General features: G+C 33.1%; 26 protein-coding genes, 1 tRNA gene and 1 pseudogene. 11 read left to right on the top strand and 17 right to left on the bottom strand.

Going from position 1 to position 23,816, the window contains the following annotated elements; all coding sequences use genetic code 11:
• The 5 genes and pseudogenes from ACOYLT_RS00750 to ACOYLT_RS00730 all read right to left on the bottom strand — a co-directional run.
• Positions 1 to 200, bottom strand: a pseudogene (locus tag ACOYLT_RS00750) (hypothetical protein); the annotation flags it as partial.
• A 106-nt stretch (positions 201 to 306) separates the two neighbouring features.
• On the bottom strand, positions 307 to 1,296 hold the full coding sequence (locus tag ACOYLT_RS00745; RefSeq protein ID WP_422851920.1) for an aspartate-semialdehyde dehydrogenase: 990 nt from the start codon (positions 1,294 to 1,296) through the stop codon (positions 307 to 309).
• Between the two features lie 172 nt (positions 1,297 to 1,468).
• A complete protein-coding gene (mscL, locus tag ACOYLT_RS00740; protein WP_422851919.1) occupies positions 1,469 to 1,840 on the bottom strand; it encodes a large conductance mechanosensitive channel protein MscL in 372 nt (123 codons plus the stop codon).
• A gap of 63 nt (positions 1,841 to 1,903) precedes the next feature.
• Positions 1,904 to 4,348, bottom strand: coding sequence for a bifunctional UDP-N-acetylmuramoyl-tripeptide:D-alanyl-D-alanine ligase/alanine racemase (locus ACOYLT_RS00735; protein WP_422851918.1), 2,445 nt, complete (start codon positions 4,346 to 4,348; stop codon positions 1,904 to 1,906).
• A 12-nt stretch (positions 4,349 to 4,360) separates the two neighbouring features.
• The gene (locus tag ACOYLT_RS00730; protein WP_422851917.1) at positions 4,361 to 4,981 is read right to left on the bottom strand and encodes a thymidine kinase; all 621 of its coding nucleotides are present in this window, start codon (positions 4,979 to 4,981) and stop codon (positions 4,361 to 4,363) included.
• Between the two features lie 196 nt (positions 4,982 to 5,177).
• On the opposite strand from ACOYLT_RS00730, the gene ACOYLT_RS00725 reads away from it, so the two are divergent.
• The 3 genes from ACOYLT_RS00725 (at position 5,178) to recJ (ending at position 8,687) form a co-directional block, all read left to right on the top strand.
• Positions 5,178 to 6,041, top strand: coding sequence for a hypothetical protein (locus ACOYLT_RS00725; protein WP_422851916.1), 864 nt, complete (start codon positions 5,178 to 5,180; stop codon positions 6,039 to 6,041).
• A 22-nt stretch (positions 6,042 to 6,063) separates the two neighbouring features.
• Entirely contained in the window at positions 6,064 to 6,774 is a 711-nt protein-coding gene (gene rsmI, locus ACOYLT_RS00720; protein ID WP_422851915.1) for a 16S rRNA (cytidine(1402)-2'-O)-methyltransferase, read from the top strand.
• A gap of 224 nt (positions 6,775 to 6,998) precedes the next feature.
• Complete coding sequence (gene recJ / locus ACOYLT_RS00715; protein WP_422851922.1) at positions 6,999 to 8,687, top strand: single-stranded-DNA-specific exonuclease RecJ; 1,689 nt, start codon at positions 6,999 to 7,001, stop codon at positions 8,685 to 8,687.
• Here the strand turns inward: recJ and ACOYLT_RS00710 are convergent, their stop codons facing one another.
• The 4 genes from ACOYLT_RS00710 to ACOYLT_RS00695 all read right to left on the bottom strand — a co-directional run bounded on the left by ACOYLT_RS00710 (position 8,688) and on the right by ACOYLT_RS00695 (position 11,604).
• The gene (locus tag ACOYLT_RS00710) at positions 8,688 to 9,440 is read right to left on the bottom strand and encodes a UDP-2,3-diacylglucosamine diphosphatase (RefSeq protein ID WP_422851914.1); all 753 of its coding nucleotides are present in this window, start codon (positions 9,438 to 9,440) and stop codon (positions 8,688 to 8,690) included.
• A 9-nt stretch (positions 9,441 to 9,449) separates the two neighbouring features.
• Positions 9,450 to 9,902, bottom strand: coding sequence for a 6-pyruvoyl trahydropterin synthase family protein (locus ACOYLT_RS00705; RefSeq protein ID WP_422851913.1), 453 nt, complete (start codon positions 9,900 to 9,902; stop codon positions 9,450 to 9,452).
• 25 nt (positions 9,903 to 9,927) lie between these two features.
• Positions 9,928 to 10,689 (bottom strand): enoyl-CoA hydratase/isomerase family protein, encoded by a 762-nt coding sequence (locus ACOYLT_RS00700; protein WP_422851912.1) that lies wholly within the window; start codon positions 10,687 to 10,689, stop codon positions 9,928 to 9,930.
• A gap of 84 nt (positions 10,690 to 10,773) precedes the next feature.
• On the bottom strand, positions 10,774 to 11,604 hold the full coding sequence (locus ACOYLT_RS00695; RefSeq protein ID WP_422851911.1) for an Omp28-related outer membrane protein: 831 nt from the start codon (positions 11,602 to 11,604) through the stop codon (positions 10,774 to 10,776).
• 100 nt (positions 11,605 to 11,704) lie between these two features.
• Here ACOYLT_RS00695 and ACOYLT_RS00690 point away from each other — a divergent pair, with 100 nt between their 5' ends.
• The 4 genes from ACOYLT_RS00690 (at position 11,705) to ACOYLT_RS00675 (ending at position 14,943) form a co-directional block, all read left to right on the top strand.
• Positions 11,705 to 12,184, top strand: a complete 480-nt coding sequence (locus tag ACOYLT_RS00690; protein ID WP_422851910.1) for a peroxiredoxin family protein — start codon at positions 11,705 to 11,707, stop codon at positions 12,182 to 12,184.
• Positions 12,185 to 13,861 (top strand): DUF6029 family protein, encoded by a 1,677-nt coding sequence (locus ACOYLT_RS00685; RefSeq protein ID WP_422851909.1) that lies wholly within the window; start codon positions 12,185 to 12,187, stop codon positions 13,859 to 13,861.
• 11 nt (positions 13,862 to 13,872) lie between these two features.
• Positions 13,873 to 14,187, top strand: coding sequence for a hypothetical protein (locus ACOYLT_RS00680; protein WP_422851908.1), 315 nt, complete (start codon positions 13,873 to 13,875; stop codon positions 14,185 to 14,187).
• A 72-nt stretch (positions 14,188 to 14,259) separates the two neighbouring features.
• Positions 14,260 to 14,943, top strand: coding sequence for a hypothetical protein (locus tag ACOYLT_RS00675; RefSeq protein WP_422851907.1), 684 nt, complete (start codon positions 14,260 to 14,262; stop codon positions 14,941 to 14,943).
• A gap of 48 nt (positions 14,944 to 14,991) precedes the next feature.
• Here ACOYLT_RS00675 and ACOYLT_RS00670 read toward each other — a convergent pair whose 3' ends face one another.
• Together ACOYLT_RS00670 and ACOYLT_RS00665 are read right to left on the bottom strand one after the other, a co-directional pair.
• Positions 14,992 to 15,726 (bottom strand): T9SS type A sorting domain-containing protein, encoded by a 735-nt coding sequence (locus ACOYLT_RS00670; protein WP_422851906.1) that lies wholly within the window; start codon positions 15,724 to 15,726, stop codon positions 14,992 to 14,994.
• Between the two features lie 56 nt (positions 15,727 to 15,782).
• Positions 15,783 to 17,504 carry an Omp28-related outer membrane protein gene (locus ACOYLT_RS00665; RefSeq protein ID WP_422851905.1) on the bottom strand — a complete coding sequence of 574 codons (1,722 nt, stop codon included), beginning with the start codon at positions 17,502 to 17,504 and terminating at the stop codon, positions 15,783 to 15,785.
• A gap of 169 nt (positions 17,505 to 17,673) precedes the next feature.
• On the opposite strand from ACOYLT_RS00665, the gene ACOYLT_RS00660 reads away from it, so the two are divergent.
• A tRNA-Ala gene (locus ACOYLT_RS00660) sits at positions 17,674 to 17,747 on the top strand.
• Positions 17,748 to 17,914: 167 nt separating this feature from the next.
• On the opposite strand, the gene ACOYLT_RS00655 is transcribed toward ACOYLT_RS00660, so the two are convergent.
• Positions 17,915 to 18,487, bottom strand: coding sequence for a DUF3109 family protein (locus tag ACOYLT_RS00655; RefSeq protein WP_422851904.1), 573 nt, complete (start codon positions 18,485 to 18,487; stop codon positions 17,915 to 17,917).
• Positions 18,488 to 18,621: 134 nt separating this feature from the next.
• On the opposite strand from ACOYLT_RS00655, the gene ACOYLT_RS00650 reads away from it, so the two are divergent.
• Complete coding sequence (locus ACOYLT_RS00650) at positions 18,622 to 18,819, top strand: hypothetical protein (RefSeq protein WP_422851903.1); 198 nt, start codon at positions 18,622 to 18,624, stop codon at positions 18,817 to 18,819.
• A 3-nt stretch (positions 18,820 to 18,822) separates the two neighbouring features.
• Entirely contained in the window at positions 18,823 to 19,431 is a 609-nt protein-coding gene (locus ACOYLT_RS00645) for an FAD-dependent oxidoreductase (RefSeq protein WP_422851902.1), read from the top strand.
• A gap of 2 nt (positions 19,432 to 19,433) precedes the next feature.
• Here the strand turns inward: ACOYLT_RS00645 and ACOYLT_RS00640 are convergent, their stop codons facing one another.
• From ACOYLT_RS00640 to ACOYLT_RS00625, 4 genes are read right to left on the bottom strand one after another with little or no spacing between them, the layout of a single operon-like run.
• Entirely contained in the window at positions 19,434 to 21,002 is a 1,569-nt protein-coding gene (locus ACOYLT_RS00640) for a S41 family peptidase (protein WP_422851901.1), read from the bottom strand.
• Complete coding sequence (locus tag ACOYLT_RS00635) at positions 21,003 to 21,431, bottom strand: deoxycytidylate deaminase (protein ID WP_422851900.1); 429 nt, start codon at positions 21,429 to 21,431, stop codon at positions 21,003 to 21,005.
• Positions 21,409 to 21,561, bottom strand: a complete 153-nt coding sequence (locus ACOYLT_RS00630) for a hypothetical protein (protein WP_422851899.1) — start codon at positions 21,559 to 21,561, stop codon at positions 21,409 to 21,411. Before ACOYLT_RS00630 ends, ACOYLT_RS00635 begins: the two co-directional genes overlap by 23 nt.
• Positions 21,542 to 22,135, bottom strand: coding sequence for a HupE/UreJ family protein (locus ACOYLT_RS00625; protein ID WP_422851898.1), 594 nt, complete (start codon positions 22,133 to 22,135; stop codon positions 21,542 to 21,544). The genes ACOYLT_RS00630 and ACOYLT_RS00625 overlap by 20 nt, the downstream gene beginning before the upstream one ends.
• A 121-nt stretch (positions 22,136 to 22,256) precedes the next feature.
• Here ACOYLT_RS00625 and ACOYLT_RS00620 point away from each other — a divergent pair, with 121 nt between their 5' ends.
• On the top strand, positions 22,257 to 22,688 hold the full coding sequence (locus ACOYLT_RS00620; RefSeq protein WP_422851897.1) for a TerB family tellurite resistance protein: 432 nt from the start codon (positions 22,257 to 22,259) through the stop codon (positions 22,686 to 22,688).
• Between the two features lie 23 nt (positions 22,689 to 22,711).
• On the opposite strand, the gene fbp is transcribed toward ACOYLT_RS00620, so the two are convergent.
• The gene (gene fbp / locus ACOYLT_RS00615; protein ID WP_422851896.1) at positions 22,712 to 23,719 is read right to left on the bottom strand and encodes a class 1 fructose-bisphosphatase; all 1,008 of its coding nucleotides are present in this window, start codon (positions 23,717 to 23,719) and stop codon (positions 22,712 to 22,714) included.
• Positions 23,720 to 23,816 lie beyond the last annotated feature (97 nt).

Genomic DNA, 23,816 nt, shown 5'->3' with positions numbered 1-23,816 from the left:
GCAAATTCACAAACAAAACATTTTTCTAAACCATCATGACCGTGAGTAACTTCGGTTTTGTGGTTGTGGTAAACGTGTTGACATTTTTTTTCAGAAAACTGCTTTACCAAATGCTCAAAAGAGTGAATCGATTGAAAGACTATTGCGAACAATATCATCAATCCCATCAAAGCATTGGTTAAAAGTAGTTTTCTTTTCATTTGTGTAAATGTAGTTATTTAAAAAAGAAAATCCGACCAATTTTAACAAAATTTAGGATTTGTAAATCGGACGGACTTTTTTTATCACTCTCGCGAATGCGGGAGTCTATACTAAATTATTAGCTACCAAATATTCCGCAATTTGAATGGTATTTGTTGCCGCACCTTTTCTTAAATTATCGGATACAATCCACATGTTTAATGAGTTGGCTTGACTTTCATCACGGCGAATTCTACCCACAAATACATCATCTTTACCTTGTGCATACAATGGCATTGGATACGTGTAGGTGTCGGTATTGTCTTGAACTGTAACACCACCAGTATGGTGTAAAATGTTCCGAACTTCATTCACCTCAAAATCATGGGAGAATTCTACATTCACAGCTTCACTATGGCCACCAACGACTGGAATTCGTATTGCTGTTGCTGTAACAGCGATGGTTTTATCACCAATTATTTTTTGAGTTTCACGTACCAATTTCATTTCCTCTTTAGTATATCCGTTTTCTTCAAAACTGTCGCATTGTGGAATGGCATTTCTGTGAATTTGGTATTTATAAGCCATTTCACCTTGTATGTCTGCATATTCATTTTCCAATTGTTGCACTGCTTTTACGCCAGTTCCGGTGATGGATTGATACGTAGAAACAATGACACGTTTGATATTGTATTTTTTGTGCAATGGTGCTAAAACCATTACCATTTGAATAGTTGAACAATTTGGATTAGCAATAATTTTATCGGATGCCGTTAATTCGGAAGCATTGATTTCGGGAACGATTAATTTTTTAGTTGGATCCATTCTCCAAGCAGAGGAATTGTCGATTACGGTTGTTCCTGCGGCTGCAAATTTTGGTGCCCAAACTAAAGAAGTTTCTCCACCTGCTGAAAACAAAGCAATATGAGCTTTCCTATCAACAGCAGTTTGCATACCTACAACTTTATACTTTTTCCCTTTGAATTCAATTTCCTTTCCCACAGATTTTTCTGAAGCAACAGGAATTAATTCCGTTAACGGAAAATTTCTTTCGGCCAAAACTTGAAGCATTACTTCACCAACCATTCCGGTAGCGCCAACAACAGCAACTTTCATATATTTATTTTTATCGATTTATAATTTTTTGAAATACAAAAGTATGTAGAAAAAAGAAAAAAGAAGGAAGAAGAAAGAAAAAGATAGTGCTGTGGTAATGCTTTTTTAAGAAAAACTAGCCCAATTATGTAAAATAAATTCAGAATAAATTAGAATATATAATATAGTAGTATTATTTTTTAAGTAAATCTCTGATTTGAGTAAGCAATTCTTCTTGAGTTGGAGTTGCCGGAACAGCAGCATCTTTTTTTGTCTTCAGGCTATTTATAACTTTAACCATAACGAAGATAACAAATGCAATAATTAGAAAACTTATCACAGCTGCCATGAATTTTCCATAAAGAATTCCGCCTCCTGTTTTTAGATCTGCTAAATTTTCAACTTGTGCCGCTTTTAAAGCGGGGTTTAATAAAGCGGGTGTAATAACGTCAGCCACTAATGAATTTACGATTGCGCCAAATGAAGCTCCAATGATAACTCCAACAGCCAAATCCATGGCATTACCTTTTGCTATAAAGTCTTTAAATTCTGAAATCATTCCCATTAATTTTGTTTTATTTGGTTAATAAACAGCATTAAGTTAGTTAATTTTAACAATAAACCAAAATTATTCCCTAAAGAAAACTCTTTTAACTCGTTGTGATATACTAGTCAAAATTTCATAGGAAATGGTATTTAGCTGCTTTGCCATAAAATTAACAGTTGGATTTTCACCAAAAATGATGACTGCATTTCCTTCCTTGCAATCAATATGGGTGATATCAACCATTAGCATATCCATGCATATGCTGCCTATAATCTCGGCTGGTTTGTTATTAATTAAAACGTATCCAACTCCTTGACCCCAACTCCTGCTAATTCCATCGGCATAGCCAATAGGAATGGTAGCTATTTTTGTGGTTTTTTCTGCCACAAATCGTCTACCGTAGCCAACACTTTCCCCAGTATTAATAGTTCTAATTTGGGATATTACAGATTTTAAAGTACCCACATTTTCTAATTCTTTTTGCTCCTCTTCATCATTAGAAATGCCATATAAACCTATTCCTAAACGTACCATATCATATTGTGCTTCGGGATAATTTGCAATTCCTGAGGTGTTCAAAATATGACGAATAGGTTTTATATTTAATTCGTTTTGCAATTGAGACGATAATTTTTCAAACAAAGCAATCTGAGATTTAGAAAAAGTATCGTGATTCAAATCATCGCTAGTTGCCATATGCGATAAAATGCTTTTGATTTGAATTGTTTCGTTTCCTTTTACTATTTGAATTAATTCGGATAGATTCTCTGCCTCAAAACCCAAACGATGCATTCCTGTATCTATTTTGATATGTATCGGAAAATGTTTTAGTTTTTTTTGTTCGGCAATTTTTAGAAAGGCTTTTAATCCTTTTATAGAATAAATTTCGGGTTCTAAATGATGCTGAATTATAGCAGAAAAACTGGTTGTTTCAGGATTTAAAACCATTATAGGCACTAATATCCCGGCACTTTTTAACGAAATTCCTTCATCGGCAAAAGCCACACCAAGATAATCTACTTTGTGATGTTCTAATAATTTAGCAATTTCAAAACCGCCATTACCATATCCAAAAGCTTTAACCATTACCATCATTTTGGTTTCTTGGGCTAGTTTTGATTTGTAAAAATTAAGGTTATGACTGATAGCGTTGAGGTTTATTTCTAATACAGTTTCGTGTGTTTTTTCTTCGAGCAAAGAAACGATCTCTTCAAAATGAAAATCGCGTGCGCCTTTAATAAGGATGGTTTCGTTTTCGAAATTTAAAGTATCAAATACAGTAGTAAAATCATCCACATTTTTGAATGTTTTACAATTGATGAACTTGTTTTTATACTCAGAAATGGTTTCGCCTATACCAATTACACGTGTAATTTTATTAGAAATAATCAGTTGTGAAACTTGTGAGTAGAGTTCGTCATTACTTAAACCACTTTGAAAAATATCGGATAGAATAATGGTTTTCTTTTTGTGTTGTTTTTGATGTTCCAAGAAGTCTAAAGCTATTTTCAAAGATTGAAAATCGGAACTATAACTATCATCAATAATAGTACAATTGTAAATTCCGTTTTTCAATTTCAAACGCATTTCTATTGGATACAACTGCGCCATACGAGCTTGGATTACTTTTTTGGCATAACCAAAATAGAGCATCACCATCATACAATGTATCGCATTTTCCACTGAAGCTTGGTCTTGAAAAGGAATTAGTATCGGGAAAGTATCTTCTTTATAAGTTACATGTAATTCTGTTAGCTCCCCGATATTTTTTTTAGTAATAAAGACATCTGCGCTTTTGTCATCAGAACACCAGCTAAAGGTTTTTATTTTTGGATTTATAAAAGCAATAATTGTTTTGTTTTTGTTTAAAATCAAAACATTTACCGTAGAAAAGAGTTTTAATTTTTCTTTTATTTTTTCGGCAACACTTGAAAATCCTTCATCGTGGGCAGAACCAATATTGGTCAAAATACCTATCGTTGGTTGAATTATTCTTTGCAATTTTTCCATTTCATGTATCGTGGAAATTCCAGCTTCAAAAATGCCAAGATTGTGTTTCTCGTTGATGCCTAAAATAGAAAGCGGCACACCAACTTGTGAGTTATAACTTTTTGGACTTCGAATAATATTATAATCAGGGCTTAAAAGAAAATTTAACCATTCTTTAATAATAGTTTTTCCGTTACTTCCTGTAATCCCGATAATAGGAAATTCAAACAGACTACGATAATAACTCGCAAATTTTTGTAAGGCATCCAATGTATTTTCCACCACTAAAAAATTAGCTTTTTGCGCTACAGCATTTGGTATTTGAGAAACTACAAAGTATTGAACCCCTTTAGAAATCAGCTCTTCTAGATACAAATGGCCATCGTGGTTAGGACCCGTTAGTGCAAAAAACAAGGTGTTTTCACCATTTTGCAATGAACGACTATCAATAGAAATGGTGTCAATTACTGCCACATCATTTTTACCAATCCAGTTGGCTTTAATGATGGGAATTATATTTCGGATAGTTTGTGTCAAAGTATAAGTTAATTATTCTCCTTTAGATAAATGTTCGGCATCTTTTACTTCCATATTTTCGCGCATAGCTTTGTAATAGGCTGCACGACTTAAAGGTTCGTATTCTTCAGTTTCACCTAACATGACCAATTTATCATTATCATTTTTTCTGAAACTATAATGAGCTAGGTTTCCTGTTCTTGTACAAACCGCGTGAACTTTAGTCACATATTCTGCAGTTGCCATGAGTGCGGGCATTGGTCCAAAAGGATTTCCTTTAAAGTCCATATCAAGTCCGGCAACAATCACTCTAATTCCTGAATTGGCTAAATCATTACAAACCGAGACAATTTCATCGTCAAAAAACTGAGCTTCGTCAATACCAATAACATCACATCCTTGTGCTAGGATTCTAATATTTGCTGCTGCAGGAACAGGACTAGAGCGGATTTCGTTTTTATTATGTGAAACTACCATTTCATCATCATAACGTGTATCTACAGCGGGTTTGAAAATTTCCACTTTTTGTTTGGCAAATTGCGCTCTTTTTAATCTGCGTATTAGCTCTTCGGTTTTTCCCGAAAACATTGAGCCACATATGACTTCAATCCAACCAAATTGTTCTTTATGATTTACTGTATTTTCGAGAAACATTTTGTATTTTTCTTGCGCTAAAAATGAATAGTTTTTATTACTTTGTAACAATAACAAATCGATATAAAATTTTTCTATTTTTACATCGTTTCAAATGTAGAAAATTTTTAATTAAGGTTACTTCTTCCATGGGGTAAATAAAATGTAAGGAAGGAAATTTAAAGTTAACGATAGTATTCCAAATAATTTCAAGAACATGAAAAAAAGATTAGAATCCGAATTAATTAGCATTGCACACCGAGTTTTAAAATTGAAAAATAAATCGGAGGTTGATCAATTGTATAAAGAAACCCAAAAATTATACGAAACGATAGCGGTATTAAAATTTTATCAAGATAATTTTGAATCTATAAAAGATGATGTATCTGAAGCTGTTATAGAGGAAAAAATAAAGCAATCCATAGAAAGTGATAGCTTAGACGAACTAATTCTTGAAGTAAAAGAAGAGACTGTTACTGAGGAAAATAGTATTTCAGAAGAAATTGAAGAAATATCTGAAGTAATTATGGAAGAGGAAGCTATAGAGGAGGAAATAATTGTGGAAGAAAATAAGGAAAATGAACCAGAAATTGATGAAGAAGAACCAGTTTTCAAGCCTATTTTTGAGTTAGAAGTAGATTTTGAAACACATGAGGAAGAGGATACAAGCGATAATGAACTGACGGAGGAAATGGAGTCAGTAGAAACCAAAAAAGCAGTTTTAGAAGAATTTTTAGGAGAAAATTATAGTGACCCAATTTTTGTAAAACCAAATGAAGTGTCTTTATTTTCAGATTTAAGTGAAACCCAAGAAGAAGAAGCAAAACCAACTTCCCAAAATACTAATTTTTCAAAATCAGTAGAAATTGGATTGAACGATAGAATTGCTTTTGTAAACAATCTTTTTGGCGAAAGTAACGAAGATTTTAATCGCGTTCTATCCCAATTAAATACGTTTGATAGTTTTGAAGAAGCCAAAAACTTCATCGATGAAATGGTAAAACCCGATTATAACAACTGGCAAGGCGAAGAAGATTTTGCGGAACGTTTTATGGAAGTAGTAGAGAAAAAATTCCAATAAATACTGAAATAAATTGGTATCCATGGCTAAACTTTATATTGTTCCGACACCAATCGGTAATTTGGATGACATGACTTTTAGAGCAATAAAAGTTTTGAAAGAGGCTGATTTAATTTTGGCTGAAGACACACGCACTAGTGGCAAATTGTTGAAACATTACGAGATTTCAACCCACATGCACAGCCATCACATGCATAACGAACACAAAACGATTGAAAATTTAATCACCCGATTGAAAGGTGGCGAAACCATTGCTTTAATAAGCGATGCAGGAACCCCAGCCATCTCTGACCCTGGATTTTTACTCACTCGAGCTTGTGTAGAAAATAATATTGAAGTAGATTGTTTGCCAGGCGCGACCGCTTTTGTTCCGGCGTTAGTGAATAGCGGTTTACCCAACGACCGATTTATATTTGAAGGCTTTTTACCCGAAAAGAAAGGAAGACAAACTCGTTATTTTGCATTAGCCGAAGAAACTAGAACCATGATTTTCTATGTTTCGCCGCATAAATTAGTAAAAACTTTAGCCGAATTTGCGCAATATTTTGGAGAAGATAGACCTGTTTCTGTTTCCAGAGAAATATCCAAACTACACGAAGAGACTAAACGAGGAACTGCAAAAGAAGTACTAACCTATTTCGAAACCAAACCACCAAAGGGAGAAATAGTAGTAGTGGTTGGGGGAAAAGTTTTAGAGGCAAGAAGCAAAAAACATGAAGTAAGAGAAGCATAAGTTTCAAAAAACTTTTCTCTTCTGCTTTTTCCCAAATCCGAAAACCAAAATTATCTATGGAATGCTTTCTACGAACTGTCAAATTCTTTGGCTGTAATATCATTTATTTATTAGATTTTGCTATCCTAAAAATATTTTTTGTTACTCATATATTTTGAAAAATATTCCATCTTATTTTCTTACTTTTAACTTTCAATTTTATAATTCGAAATTTGAAATCAACCATGCGCTGGACTCTAAAACCAAAACCATCTTCAGAAAAAGTAAAAGTTCTAGCTTCACAACTTAAGGTGAATGAACTCATTGCTACTCTTTTGGTGCAACGTGGTATTGAAAACTATGACCAAGCGCGACAATTTTTCCGTCCGAGTTTAGCCGATTTGCATGATCCCTATTTGATGAAAGATATGGACAAAGCCGTTGATCGTATTGAAAATGCCATTGCAAATGGTGAAAATATTTTAGTTTTTGGCGATTATGATGTCGATGGAACCACTGCTGTTTCTTTGATGTCAAGTTATTTGAAAAGTTTTTATCCCAATGTTGCTACTTACATTCCTGATAGATACGACGAAGGTTATGGCATTTCGTATAAAGGAATTGATTTTGCTGATGACAATGAATTTACGCTAATTATTGCTCTGGATTGTGGCATAAAATCAATTGACCATATTGCTTATGCCAATGAACGAAACATTGATTTTATCATTTGCGATCACCATCGCCCAGGAGATGAATTGCCCAATGCTGTTGCGGTTTTAGACCCAAAAAGAGAAGATTGTAGCTATCCGTATAATGAACTTTGTGGCTGTGGAGTGGGTTTTAAACTCGTTCAGGCAATGGCACAAAATAGAAATCAAACCATAGATGACTTACTCATTTATTTGGATTTGGTGGCTACCGCTATTGCTGCCGATATTGTCCCAATTACTGGCGAAAATCGTGTTTTGGCTAAATTTGGATTAGAAGTCATCAACTCCAATCCCAGACCCGGAATAAAAGCATTAATCCAAAATGTGAAGAAAAAAACACTGACTATTACCGATGTAGTTTTTATCATTGCACCCAGAATTAACGCTGCAGGAAGAATAAAACATGGCAACGAAGCCGTAGCGCTTTTAACGGAATATGATCTTGACCAAGCCGAACAATTTGCCTCCGAAATAGAACAATATAACAGTGACCGCAAAGATTTAGACAAACAAATAACTCACGAAGCACTTTCTCAAATTATTGAAAATGAAGAACAACAAAAATTTACTACTGTTGTTTACAGTGAAAATTGGCATAAAGGCGTTATAGGTATTGTAGCTTCTCGATTGACAGAAACTTATTATCGGCCAACGATTGTTTTTACCAAAAGTGGTGATAAACTCGCAGCTTCGGCAAGATCGGTAAAAGATTTTGATGTATATAATGCTTTGGAAGCTTGTGCAGAACATCTCGAACAATTCGGCGGACACATGTATGCTGCTGGAATGACATTAAAGGAAGAAAATTATGCGGCTTTCAAAGAAGCTTTTGAAAGAACTGTAGAACAAACCATTCACCCCGATTTGTTATTACCCGAAATAGCGATTGATGCAGAAATAAACCTGACGGATATCAATGAAAAATTAGTTCGGTTATTGAATCAATTTGAGCCTTTTGGACCCCAAAATATGACACCAGTTTTCTTGACCATGGGGATAAAAGATACAGGTTTTGCTAAAGGAATTGGCCAAAATGAAGAACATTTGAAACTCTTTGTAAAACAAAATGGAAGTGTAGGGTTTGGCACTATTGGTTTTAATCTTGGTAATAAATTGGAATTAGTTAAAAACCAAAATCCTTTTGACGCTGTGTATTGTATCGATGAAAATGAATTTAATGGCAATGTGACCTTGCAGTTGCGATTGAAGGATTTGAGGTAATTAATACTCCTTCAACTCAAAACTTTCCCCATCAAAAACGCCATAGGTAAAATAGTTAATCCAATCACCAAGGTTAACGTATTGCGAGTTTTCGCCAACGGATAACTTCATCGGTAGATGACGGTGACCAAAGATGAGGTAATTGTAATGTTTGGTTTCGAGTTTTCGTTTGGAATAAAGGACTAACCATTCATTCTCTTCGCCTAGGAATTTCACATCAGCATCACCTGAAATCAGTTTATTTTTTACGGATAAATATTGTGCCAACTTCACGCCCAAATCAGGATGCAACCAGCGAAAAATCCATTTAGATACAGGATGCACAAATACTTTTTTCATGCGTTTGTACCCACTGTCACCTGGACCTTTTCCATCACCATGACCAATTAAGAAGGTCTTTTCGTTAAAACTATATTCTTGATTGTCATGAAAAACAGGGATATTCAATTCTTTTTCAAAATAATCGTGCATCCACAAATCATGATTGCCCACGAAGAAATAAATAGGAATGCCACTATCACGAATTTCAGCTAATTTACCTAAAACTCTAACAAAACCTTTGGGAACTACTGTTTTATATTCAAACCAAAAATCAAATAAATCGCCAAGAAGAAAAATACATTCGGCATCTTTTTTCACTTCATCAAGCCAAGCAACAAATTTTTGTTCACGAGGGAAACTCTCCTCAGCAGATGGTGCTCCAAAGTGTTGGTCGGAAGCAAAATATATTTTTTTGTTAGGTGAAATTTGCATGAATTTGAATTATAAATTATCCGAAGCATACCATTCGGCAAACGAAGTTTCGGTTTCTTGCAATTTTAAAGAATGTAATTGAATATCAGCAGGCAAACGATTTTTTATTTTTTGGGCAAAATCAATTACCATATTTTCACTTGTGGGTTGATAATCTACTAAAATTACATGATGACCGCGATTGGAAAGTTCTTTTGCCAATTCAACATGCGGAGTGTTTTGGTTGAAAACTGTGGCATGATCAAATAGGTCTACAATTTCTTCTCTTACAATTTTCTTCAAATCAGAAAAGTCAATCACCATACCATATTTCACGTTAGAAGTATCGTTAATAGGCTTTCCAATAACCGTAACCGATAATTTATAACTGTGTCCGTGAACATTTTTACATTTACCATCGTAGCCATAAAGCGCATGTCCGGTTTCGAAAGAAAATTGTTTAGTTATTCTAATGTTACTCATGTTGGAGAATTTGAAGCAAAGATAATTACTTTTTAAATTGACTCAAGGCATTTTTAGTAAAATCAGAAAGCACTAGTTTTCCAGAAATCGCCGCTCTTTCATATAGTAATTCATCCCAATGTGTTGTTCCTTCCCAAAAAACTTTTTTCATTTCCATCAAAGCTTCTGGATTATAAGTTGCTAATTTTTTGGCAAAAGACAAAGTGGCTTCATCCAATTCGGCGTAACTATCGAAAACATCTGCATACAATCCTTTAGCAACAGCCCAGTCTGCAGTTTGCCATGTGTTGGGTTGCAATGATAAATAAGTCATAGCTGTTTTTCCTATTTTTCTAGACACTACGGGTTCAATAACAAATGGGCCAATACCTATTGCAAGTTCAGAAAGTTTGATGGCAGCATCTTGATAAGCAAAAGTAAAATCACAAGCCGAAGCTAAACCAACCCCACCACCAACCGCTTTTCCTTGAATTTTCCCAATAATGATTTTAGAGCATTTGCGCATGGCATTAATTACGCTAGCAAAGCCAGAAAAAAAATGTTTTCCAGTTTCAAAATCAGAAATAGAAAGTAATTCGTCAAAAGAAGCTCCAGCACAAAAAGTTTTGCCTTCGCTTTGCAGAATTACTACATTGACATCATTATCACAACTCAAGGCGTTTAACTCGTCTGTTAATCTTTGAAGTAAATCACTAGGAAAAGAATTGCTTGCCGGATGGCTAAAAGTTACCGAGGCAATTTTGTTTTGAATCTCAACAATGATATTACCATTTGAAGTGTCAGTCATTTTAAAAAAGTTTAAACAAATTTACATAAAAATAAAAGGTTGCCTTTTGAGCAACCTTAAATTTATTTATTTTATCATGAATTTTTATGGATTTTCTTCAAACTCTTGTGCCTCGTTGGCTTCAGCAGCTCTAGAATTTATAGCTACATTATCTTCTCCTACCAAGAAAGCCACAAAATTAATATTGGCTGCATTTGCAATATTTGACGGAACCGGAATCGTAAAGTTTTTTGTAAAAGAACTTCCAGCAGAAGTATTTCCTGAAATAGTTTCCCCAAGAATATCAGTCATAGATGCTCTTAAAACATGATTATGGACATAATTTGTAATTGGGTTAACATTATCATAATAAGTAGTATAGTTTCGTTGGAAATATAAAAGTTTATCTTCAAGTAGATACACTACTAGTTTTAAATTAGTGTAGTTTAAGGCAAACTTAACATTTACAGCAAGATTAATATTGCCGTTTTCAATCGAAGAATTCATAGCAATCCCTATACCAGAATTGTTTCCTGAAAGATTTATAGCTTCTTGAATATTTGTTGGTTCTGGAAACGTCCATACAATCATTCGGTTTAATCTCGATACCGGTAAAGCAAGTGGACTATTAGGTAAAATTAAATTTTTTAAAGGTGCAATTCCAGCAAAATGATATGGGTCATTACCATTGTGAATAGCAACGGTTACAGCTTTGTCAGTTTGTTCTTTAACTTCATCAATGGCATGAGCTACTCTTGTGCAGTTTCCGCACCATGTTCCGGTGTAATCTTCAATTAAAACTCTTTTTTTAAAATAGCCTGAAATTGGAGGAGTGTCTACGTTTCCGTCCGGGATATTTTCAACTATTGTGGTATCACCACAGGAAGTTAAAAGTGCCGAAAGGAAGAATAAACTTAAGTAGAAAGATTTTTTCATAATTATTTAATTAAAAATCAAAATTATATTGCAAAAAAATAAAAAAAATTTCATATTCTATAACATTATTCATTTATTTGTCAAATATAACTTCCAAACCATGATTAAATTTATCACTTGCGCATTTTTCATAGTATTTAATTTAAAGGCGCAAAGTAATTTACCCGATGTAACCCTTGCCAATTTAGAAGGAAAAAAAATATCCTTGGCCAAAGATTTTTCAGAGCAAGACAAATTGTATGTTTTGTCTTTTTGGGCCACTTGGTGCACGCCATGTATCAATGAGTTAGATGAGATAAATGACTTACAAAATGATTGGAAAAAGGAGGTTAATTTTGAAGTTTTGGCCATCTCCATAGATGATTCCAGAACACAAAAAAGGGTAAAACCTTTAACCAGTGGAAAAGAATGGGATTTTACCATACTCTTAGATTCTAATCAAGACCTAAAAAGAGCACTATCCATAGTAAATGTTCCTTATACTATAGTGGTTAAAAACAATAAGATTGTTCATGTTCAAAACGGATATGTACCTGGAAATGAATTGGAATTGCTTAAAAAATTAAAATTACTTATTTAGATGAAAAAGGTAGTTTGTTTTATTCCCTTTTTATTATTTTATCTTCTGTCGTTTTCACAAACTAATGCGGTTTTCTCTGGAGGATTCGAATCAAATGCCCAATGGTATTTGAACGATAAAGGGCTCAAGGATGAGTTTAATAACCCAACGGCTCATCCAGATGAACCAATTAGGTCAAATAATTATTTATATTTAAACTATAAATATAAAAATTGGTCATTTGGAATTCAGGGAGAAAGCTATGAACAAAATGCTTTGTTAAACATGAATCCCGAATACAACGGAACGAATGTTGCAACCTATTTTATTCAATATAAAACCCAAAAAATTGATATTACAGCAGGTTATTTTTATGAACAATTTGGAAGCGGATTATTATTAAGAAGTTGGGAAGACAGAGCTCTAGGGATTAATAATGCTTTACGTGGTGGAAGATTAATCTTCAAACCTTTAAAATTCATCACCTTAAAATCAGTTTACGGACAACAAAGAACAGGTTATGATGTGGCTGACAGTCAAATTTACGGACAGGACATAGAATTTGAATTAAAAGAGCTTTTCAAGTTTCAGACTTCTGATTTGACTTTAGGTTTTAGCTATGTCGGAAGAGATGAAAAAGTTGATCTCTCGGATCAAAAATTTAATAATTTGACCAATGCTTTTGCCGGAAGGATAAACTTTACCCACAATTCTTTTTACGCTTCGACTGAAATGAATTACAAATCAAAAGATGCCGTAGTTCAGGTAAACAATCAAGTAAATAACAGATTGGTTAAGCCAGGGAGTGCATTGTTAATTAATACAGGCTATTCAAAAAAAGGATTTGGAATAGATGCTACTTTTAGAAGACTAGAAAACATGAGTTTCTTTTCGGAAAGAGGCGCTAAAGGGAATAATTTTAATGACAAAATAATGAATTTCATTCCGAGTTTAACCAAACAACAACATTATAATTTAGCCAATATTTATGTTTATCAGGCACAACCAAGTGTGTTTTTAGCCGACCAAGATTTGGTTAAAGCAGGCGAAATAGGGGGTCAAATAGATATTTTTTATGATGTTAAAAAAGGAACGGCATTAGGCGGAAAAAACGGAATGAAAATTGCTTTTAATGCTTCAAACTGGAATGCTTTGAGTGGCACATTTTATATTTTTAATCCGCAAGATTATGATACTGATTTCTTCAGTTTTGGTAAAAGATACTATACTGACTTTAGTTTAGAAATTACTAAAAAGTGGAATAACAAATGGCAATCTGCTTTTAGTTACATCAATCAATATTATAATAAAAAAATGGTTGAAGGAACAGATGGTGTTATTCATACCAACGTTTTAGCGGCTGAAGCTACCTATAAATTTACGGCAACAAAATCTTTACGCTTAGTTGGAGAACATATGTGGGCCGATTATGACAAGAAAAATTGGGCCTGTTCAACCGCTGAGTTTAATGCTAATTCTAAGTATTCTATTTATGTTACGGATTTATATAACTATGGTAACGATTTGGAGTATCAAAGAAATCACTACTATAATTTTGGTGGTGCTTTCAGAAAAAAAACTACTCGAATCGCACTAAGTTATGGTAGACAACGTGGCGGTTTAGTTTGCGTTGGTGGAGTTTGTAGAAATGTTCCAGAAAGTTCAGGTGTATCTTTGTCGCTAAACACATCGTTCTAAAAAAAGAAGAAATGAAAAGGTTCAAAATTATATTAGTATTATTTTTTTATTCTTTTCTTTCGTGTAATCAAGAAGAGTATACTGAAATAAAAGACTCACCTGTTGTATTAGATTTAGCACAAGTGCCATATCCGAAGCTTTCGGATTACCAATTTTTTAAAGGAAACTTAAAAGAACAGAAACCTTCTTATGGTGTTATTCCATACAAACCTAACAGTGAACTCTTTTCAGATTATGCCCTAAAAAACCGCTTTGTTTGGATGCCAAATGGTGTAAAAGCAACTTTTAATGGCGATGGCAATGTTCTTGAATTACCTGTAGGTTAAGCACTAATCAAAAATTTTTATTATAAAAATGTGCAACCCAATAATACTACTAAAATTATTGAGACCCGAATAATGATTAGAAAGTCTACAGGATGGATTTTTGCAAACTATATATGGAATGATGATCAAAAAGACGCCTTACTTACTACTCAAAGTACGGCTAGAGATGTAAGCTGGAAAGACGCTAACAATGATGTCCAAACGGTAAATTACAGAACACCAGAAGTTGATTTTGAATGTTTGCGATGCCACTCTACTTTTAATAATCAAATCATTAATCCGTTAGGTATTAAACCTCAAAACATTAACTATAATTTTAATTATGCTGATGGTTCAAAAAATCAATTGAGCAAGCTAATTGAGTTTGGTTATTTAGAAAATAATTTACCCGATCTGATTAATTCAACGGTTGACTTTAATGATACTTCTAAATCACTTGATTTAAGAGTAAGGTCTTATTTCGATGCGAATTGCGCTCATTGTCACGAAAACGGTGGAGAAGCATCTTCACACAACTTGCGTTTTGCGTTTGACAAAACTATAAATACAGTGAAAATGGGAGTTAGTGCTCATGCGGCGCATTATTTAGAAGGTTATAACAACGTAACAGTTACACCAGGTAATGTAAATCTATCTATTTTACATTATAGAATGAGTACAGAAAACGATTTAATGTATATAATGCCGCCCGTATTAAGAACAAAAAAGCATAAAGAAGCGGTACAATTAATTGAAACTTGGATAAATTCGTTATAAAAAAAGGTTCACTTTTTGGTGAACCTTATATTACACTAAAAAATGAAATTATTTTTTGACAATCTTTTTGTTTGATGATTTTCCTTCAGAATTTGTAAAATTAACTAAATAAATTCCTGAACTTAAATTGGAAACATCAATGCTTTGAATTCCATAATCCAAATTTGAATTAACTACAATTTTACCATTCAAATCATAAATACTCATTACAGAAGCTTTAAGAACATCTAGAGTTAATTCGTTATTTACAATTGTTGATTTAATAATAACGCCAGTGTTTTGTAATTGGTTTACATCATCAATGGATAAATTTGGGTCAAATCTATAAGTTACAGTTATAGAGTTCCCAACTTCTGCTCCTCCTTGTGTTGCTTGATTTGTTTGAAAAAATTTAAAAACAAAGTCCATAGTAAAAGTTTCGCTCCCTGTGTTATTATTCAAAAAATGATCAAAATTACCATTAGCAGCATTTGGAGCTAGAGTAAGTGCGACACTAGGGTAAACTCCACCTTGAGAAACTTCTGCAAAACAATCTTGACCAAAACAAAATTGAAAATTGGAACCATCATTGTTAATTAAACTTTGACATCTTGCCCAAACATTTGTAGTTGTTGTTCCAGTGTTTTTAACTTTAAATTTAATCTCACTTGCCTCACCGCTAACATTACTGGCCAATACAGTACCATTTACTATCGGAGAACCATCAGATGGTCTAGTCATAGTAATTTCTTGCGCAAAAGAAAACTGACTTATAAAAAACGCTAATATTAATATTTTTTTCATAGTTTAATTTTTTAAAAAAAATAGCCATCCTTTAAAAAAATCATGGCTAAGTTGGATTATTTTAATATTATTTTTTTAGTTTCTTCAACTCCAGTTTCAGTAACCATTTTAGCTAAATAAACGCCAGTTTGAAGATTTGATAAGTTGATGGTTTCATTATTAGTAACATTGTTTTTAGAAAACACAACTTTACCAGTAATGTCAGAAATAGTTATATTTAGAGTATTTTCTGTATTTATAGTAACAATTCCATTTGATGGATTTGGGAAAATAGAAATGGAGTTTCTAGAAAATTCACTTGTATTTAAAGGATTAGCTACGCTAAAAGATCTTACATCAGATGATCCAAACTCACCACCTTCAACACCAGAGATAACTACGTCATTAGAAAGAATACTATACGAGCCAATTCCATAAGAGCCAGCTATGCCATCACCATAAGAATCTAAAATTGTGAATGTATAACAATCATTTGGCACATCGATATTGATGTCAGATTGCGGATATTCACCAGAGGCAGCAGAGTCATCATAAGCCGGACTTGAAGCAACAGTTTCTCCTGCTGAGTTATCTAGCGTCCATGAAGTTTCTGAACCGTATTGATCTAATGTAATTTGTATAGTTAGATTTGAAGTTGTAGTTTCAGGCGCTTTTACGAAAGTTATAGCACCAGAATTATTTGTTGCATTATCATCAGCAGGTATTGAAACATTTAAATTGTTATTTGCTTGTAAACTATAAGCTACAGAAGGTAGTGTTACTGTGGTTTTATCAAATGAAGATAAATTACCTGTCCAATTGAAAACTTGAGGAGTTCCACCATTTATAACATAAGTAATAGGCAAGTTAGTTAGATTAGATTGGCCATTATTTTGAATTTCTACTTTAGGTTGTAAAGAAGTTACACATTGTTCGGCAATTTCCATTACCTCTTTTATTTTAGCATCATTTGTAGCTAAACCAGTATAAGTAGGAACTGTTCCGTTACCAGAGATAATTTTCTGTCGTCCTTCTGCAACAAATGCTACAATTTCAAAATTTCCTAATTCAGCAGGAATAGATCTGTAAGCTGCTGGTATAGTATAAGTATAGGTTCTCGTAACAAGAGTGCCAGCAGCAGTTGTAGTATAAGCTTCTCCCCATTGCGAAGTTAGCAAATGAACTAATCTATGTTGATGAGGGTAATTGTCACCCAAACCACCACTAGATTGTGGTCCTAATGTGTTGTTTTGTAATAAGGCCACATTTAAACTGTTTGAGGTAACTGGGCTAGCTCCTGTGTAATATGCTTCAACAAATACGGTTAAAAGTCTTGTATTAACATTAATAGAAGCAGAAGTTGCTACGTTTACATAAGAATTTTGATTACGGGTTTGGTTAGCTGCATTGGTCCAATTGTTTCTGCCCATTGCAGTTCCTGTAGTAGTGCCATTTAGAGATAAACCAGTAAAGGCAGTTCGGTTAACTGTAGCTGATGGATAACTACTCATTGATCCTGATTGATTATCAATAGCCGTTCCAAATGTTGTTCTAAAATCAGGTTGTCCTGAACCAGGAGTTGAAAATGCACCTACGTGTATGTTAATTATGAAAACATCAGAAGGATTTGCGTTTTTTATGCTATTAGCAACAGCATGACCTAAAGGACAATACTGACAATTAATTCCTGTAAACTCTTCTAATATTACTTTCTTTTTTTGTGGTGTAGTGCTTACAATTGTTTGTGCATAGGTGCTAAAAGCTGTAAAAAATAATAATAGGAGTAATTTTTTTTTCATTGGTTATTTATTTTTAGAGAATTAAAGTTAAATTTTGAATTACAATAATAGTAATTTTTTTCTAAAAAAAAACAAATATTTTAGTTGATTTTTTTATATAAAAGTTAATTTTTAATCAATAAATTTTTTTATAAAATAATTGTTATTTTTTTTATCTTTGAAAAGTTTTGGGGATGTAGCTCAGCTGGTTAGAGTGCTTGCCTGGCAGGCAAGAAGTCGTGGGTTCGAGTCCCATCTTCTCCACATAATTAGTGGTGTTTTATTGAATTTGAGATTTATTTTCAATTATTTTTAATACACGATTTAATGGTAATGTCACGTTTTATAAAAATTTTCGAGGAAAATAAATAATTCAATAAATGATAGTAAAACATAATAATAAGTAAATAATAAAAAAAGTACTCTCTAAATTACTTCTCCTTTTTTAAATCTTCGGCAACTTTTTCTAATTCCATATACCAATCTTCACCGAATTTTCGAATTAATGCTTCTTTCACAAATTTATAAACGGGAACTTCCAATTCTTTTCCCAATGAACATGCAGGATTACAGATATCCCAACGGTCATAATTAACAGCAGCAAACTCTGAAAATTCTTTTACGCGAATAGGATATAAATGACAAGAAACAGGTTTTTTCCAATCGATAATTCCTTGGTTGTAGGCTTGTTCAATACCACAAAGCGCTGTTTTTCCGTCAAATATAACATAAGCGCAATCTTTATTGTCTATCAATGGGGTTTCTAAATCTTGATCGGTTCCAACAACCCAAGTGCCTAATCTTTCAATAGCTTCAATACCTTCTTTGCGCAAAAAGGGTTTTACTTTGGGATAAATTTCCTCCAAAATTTTAGTTTCATCTTTAGTCAATGGAGCGCCAGCATCGCCATCAACGCAGCAAGCACCATGACAAGCCGAAAGATTACACACAAAATCTTTTTCGAGTATATCTTCAGAAACTATGGTTTTCCCTAATTGAAACATATAAATATAATTTGGGCAAAGGTAAAATCTTAAAACGCATTTTAGTTCAACTCCTGTTAATTTATTTTGTGGCTAATGTTAAAGGTTATATAAATAAACTTAAAATTTGTATTTTTGATTTTTAAACTTTGCTGATGAAAATTTTTACTTCTATTCTTATTTTACTTGCGATTTTGTTAATACTTGTCAATGTTTTTCTAATTGATTTTAATAAACCTCTCGAAGGCAATAGTATGATTGCTCTTATTGGAGTGGCTGCTTCTTTTTGTGCGGTTTTAATTCTTTTGATTTTTAGAATGTCAAAAAAAATCGAAGAAAAACTTAAAGAATAATTCATGTTTGATGTTTTAATTATTGGTGGTGGAGTTTCGGGCATGTCTTGTGCTTTGGTTTTAGGTTCAGCGCATAAAATGTCTTTCGTTTCCGATAAAAAAATTGGAATCATCACGCATCAAAAAGCATCTTCTCTTCGGGATGCTCTTTTTAACAATGCCTATGGAATACCTCGTGGGAAATTAGGTGCCGATTTGTTGACAGAAAGTGTTGATCAATTGGAGCAATTGTATCCACATGTTATTCAAATTCCCGATGAAAAAGTTATAAAAATTGATGGTACAGCAGGAAATTTTATGGTTAGTACTAATAAAAATAGCTATCAAGCAAAAATAGTTGTCCTCAGTATTGGTGCAGGAAATCCTTTTACCATTCAAGGATTAGAAGAATTTGTAGTCCCTCACCAAAAAGTAATTCCAGAGAAAAACAGAATTCAATTAAAAAATAATGACCACAAAGTTGCCGAAGGCATATATGTTACTGGAACTCTAGCAGGTTGGAGAAGCCAATTGGCTATTGCTGCCGGGAGTGGTGGTGCTGTGGCGACTGATGTACTAACACTTTGGAATAATGGGGTTCATGTGCAAGTGCATGATAGCATTAGAAAATAGTCTTATTTCACTATCACTTTAAGCATTGGATCATCTTTCAAAATGATTTGAAAATATTGATTTTCACTAAATAATTGTCGAGCAAATTCTGCTGTGATATACTTTTTAACCAATTGTTTATTATTTTCCAATTTCATTTCAAAACCAGCGTCTTTCAGGTAGCTTTCTAATTTTAGAATAAAGCTATCGTCTTTTTGCATTTTGGCAAAAAACTGTTCGTATTTCAATCCTTTAAAATTATTTCGGTTGCTGTCTAATAGTTCAAAAACAAAATGTCCTATTACACCAGAATTTAAAATGTAGGCCAAACTTTCGTCTCCTTTTTTTACTTCAAGCGGCACAAAAATATCGGGAACAATTCCACCGCCACCATAAACTGTTCTTCCTTTTTTGGTTTTAAATTTTAGAGAATCAGCAATTTTCATTTTCCCTTTGATATATAATTCACCACTTTCAAAACGGGATTCAACGTCATTACTATAGGCTTCAGCTTCACCTTTTACATAAGGTTTTTGAATAGAACGACCGCTTGGCGTATAATATCTTGCTGTTGTCAATCGAACTGCGGAACCATCTTCAAAATCTATTTCGCGTTGCACTAATCCTTTCCCAAAAGAACGACGGCCAACTATTATTCCTCTGTCATTATCTTGAATAGCACCAGCTAAAATCTCACTAGCTGAAGCTGAGTTTTCATCAATCAACACATAAACTTTTCCGTTTTCAAATATCCCTTCTTCAGTGGCAAAAGTTTTATTGATAATTGCTTTTTTATTTTTAGTGAAGACTATAAGTTCTTTATCTTTTAATAGTTCGTCTGCAATTGCAACAGCTTTCTCTAAATATCCGCCACCGTTGTCTCGCAAATCAATAATTAAAGTTTTGGCACCTTGTTTTTTTACTTGCCCTAATCCCAAAAGGAATTCATCATAAGTACTCTCTGCAAAACGATTGATTTTTATATAACCGGTGGTTGAATTCAACATGAGATAAGCATCTACACTTTTTATAGGAACTACGTCTCTTTCAACAAGAATTTTTAGTTTCTTGTTAGTGCTTTTTCTATAAATAGTGAGTAGAACATTAGAACCTTCTTCGCCTTTTAGTTTGTTATATAAACTATCTGTTGGTAGCTTTCGTCCAAAAAGTTTTGTTTTATCCGCAAATAAAACTCGGTCACCAGCAAGAATTCCTGCTTTCGCTGCCGGACCATTTTCTAATGGTTTTACAACAGTAACTGTATCTTTGTACATATAAAAGTTTATACCAATACCCACAAAATCACCTTTCATCAACTCGGCTTCAGAGGATTGTTCGTTTGGTGGAATATAAACAGAATGAGGATCAAGTTTTCCTAAAATAGTATTGACCGTTACATCTACAATAGAATCCGAGTTGACATCATCAACATATTCGTTATTGATAAAATCGATTAATTTGTCGATTTTGACTTTACTTGAGTTTTGTTTTGAAAGAGTGGCTTTTGGAAAATTAATTAAACCCCCAATTGTTATTCCTAAGCCAACACAAGAGAACAATAATAAGGGCAAATATTTATCCTTAGTATTCATCTATTCTAAATCTTCGAGTTGATGAACTTCAATACCTGCTTTGACTAAAAAATCTAATCCAGAAGTGTCGCGATATCCACGCTGAAAAACCACTCGTTTAATGCCTGATTGGTGAATGAGTTTACTACATTCTTTACAGGGAGAAAGAGTGATATACAAGGTTGCATTTTCACAAGTTTGAGTGGAACGAGCCACCTTAGAAATTGCGTTGGCTTCTGCATGAAGTACATACCATTGTGTTAATCCTTCTTCGTCTTCGCAACAATTTTCAAAACCAGAAGGGGTTCCGTTATAACCGTCGGAAATTATCATTTGGTCACGAACAATGATGGCGCCAACTTGTTTGCGTTTGCAATAAGACAATTTGCTCCATTCGGAAGCAATTCTCAAATAGGCTTTGTCGTATTTATTCTGTTTTGCTTCTTTCATAAAAAAAATCAAAAGGAGTTTCGTTTAGCCCTGATGGAAGGAAACGCCATGCGTAACAAACAGCAGGAAAAAGGTTGGCAAATATACCTAAACCATTCGCTTCAAAATAATTATCTGTGCCAAATTTCATTTTGAAGTAGGATTGGAATTACCACTCCAACGATAAAAGCTGAAACGGTTAATGTCCAGTCACGTTTAGAGAATTTGAAGAGTGTTTGTATTATATATGCCAAGAGCAAAGAAAGAATGACAACAAAAATTTGTGCTATTTCTATGCCTAGAGCAAATTCGAAAAGCGGTAATAATTTATCTGTAGCTTTTCCTGGAATAATACTATTAAAATAATTTGAAAACCCTAATCCATGAACAATTCCGAAGAAAACTGTAATAATTCCTATGAAAGTGTTGGAGTTTTTTTTGCTAGATTTTCCTGAAAAAATAATGTTATATAGGGCTGTCACAAGGATGGTTATTGGAATCAAAAATTCAACAATATTGGCTTTGATAGCAATAACATTAAAAACAGAAAGAAATAAAGCCAAAGTATGACCTAATGTAAAAAATGAAACTAAGATTAGAATTTGTTTCCAATTTTTAAATTCATAAGGAACAGTTAAGGCTAATAGAAATAAAACATGATCATAAGCATAAACATTAAGTACATGTTTTAATCCGATATTGAAGTATATCCAGAAATCTGACATCAGTTAATAAATTTTGTTATGTAAACTTACGAATTTTTGATTGAAAATCTAAAAAGGTGTTAAATTGATTTTTAAAAAAGCGAAAGTGACCTATATTTGTAGTAATAAAAATATTCCAACCATGTCAATTTCAGATTTATTTGATAACGAGTTTAAAAGTAGAAATAAAGGACATTTTTCAGCAATTGTTCGCGTAGCTACTGCAGATGGTGATATGACAAAAGAAGAAAAAGGTTTTTTGGATAAACTAGCTGTACGTCTTGAAATTTCTTCTGCAGAATATGAAGAAATTTTAGAAAATCCCTCTAAGTATCCTATCAATCCTCCCTATTTATATTCACAACGTTTAGAGCGATTATATGATTTATCGAGAATGGTATATGCGGATCATATATTGGGGCCAAAACAAAAAAATATACTAGCTAAGTTTGCTTTAGCATTAGGTTTTACTCCAGGTAATGTAAATTATATTGTTGACAAAGCCTTTTCACTTTTAGTAATAAATGTTGATTTAGACACTTTCGTTTACGAAATGACGCACATGAATAAATAAAAAATCTATTAATGGGATTTTTATCAGCAATACTGAGCCATAAATTCTTCAGCTTTTTTCACCATATTATAACTTCCACAGAAAAAAGGAACTCGTTGATGTAATTCTGTGGGTTGAATTTCCATAATTCTGCCAAAACCATCTGTTGCTTTTCCTCCAGCTTGTTCTGTGATGAATGCCATTGGGTTACATTCATACAATAAACGTAGTTTTCCATTAGGTGATTTGGAACTTGTTGGATAAATATAAATCCCGCCTTTAATCATATTTCTATGAATGTCAGAGACTAAACTTCCAATATATCTTGAAGTATAAGGTCTGTCTTCTTCTTCTAATTGACAATATTTCAAATAATCTTTTACCCCTTGAGGGAAGTGAACATAATTCCCTTCGTTGATAGAATAGATTTTTCCATCTTTAGAAAATTGCATGTTTGGATGAGATAAATAAAATGTCCCAATAGCTGGATTTAATGTAAAACCATTCACGCCGTGACCTGTTGTATATACAAGCATTGTTGAGGTTCCATAAATTACATAACCCGCAGCTACTTGATTAATCCCTGGTTGCAAAAAATCTTCCAATGTTACTGGAGTGCCAACTGGTGTAATTCTTCTGTAAACCGAAAAAATAGTTCCAACAGAAACATTAACATCAATATTACTAGAACCATCTAAAGGATCCATTAATACAATATATTTATTATTATTGCTTTTATCCGAACCAGAAACAGTTATAAAATTATCATTTTCTTCTGAACCAATTCCACAAACAATTTCTCGATTGATAAGTGTTTGAATAAAAATTTCATTGGCATATACATCTAGTTTTTGTTGGTCTTCGCCTTGGATATTTTGTTCTCCAACAGCACCAACAATATCGACTAAACCGGCTTTGTTTACTTTGTAATTTACTACTTTTGCGGCTAATCTTATAGAGTTGATAATTCGAGATAATTCTCCAGAAGAATATTGAAAAGCATTTTGATTTTCGATGATAAATTCACCTAAGGTTTTGTTGCGTTCTTCCATTACGAAATGGTTGTGATTGTGTGTGCAAATATCGATAAATTTGTGAAAGAAAAAATGTATTTCACCAAGAAATTATAAATTGTATTTTTGTTTCAAA

It is taken from the genome of Flavobacterium sp. (assembly GCF_049318185.1).
Classification (GTDB): domain Bacteria; phylum Bacteroidota; class Bacteroidia; order Flavobacteriales; family Flavobacteriaceae; genus Flavobacterium.
Note: the sequence above shows the minus strand (reverse complement) of the source record. Positions and strands in the feature narration are given on the sequence as shown.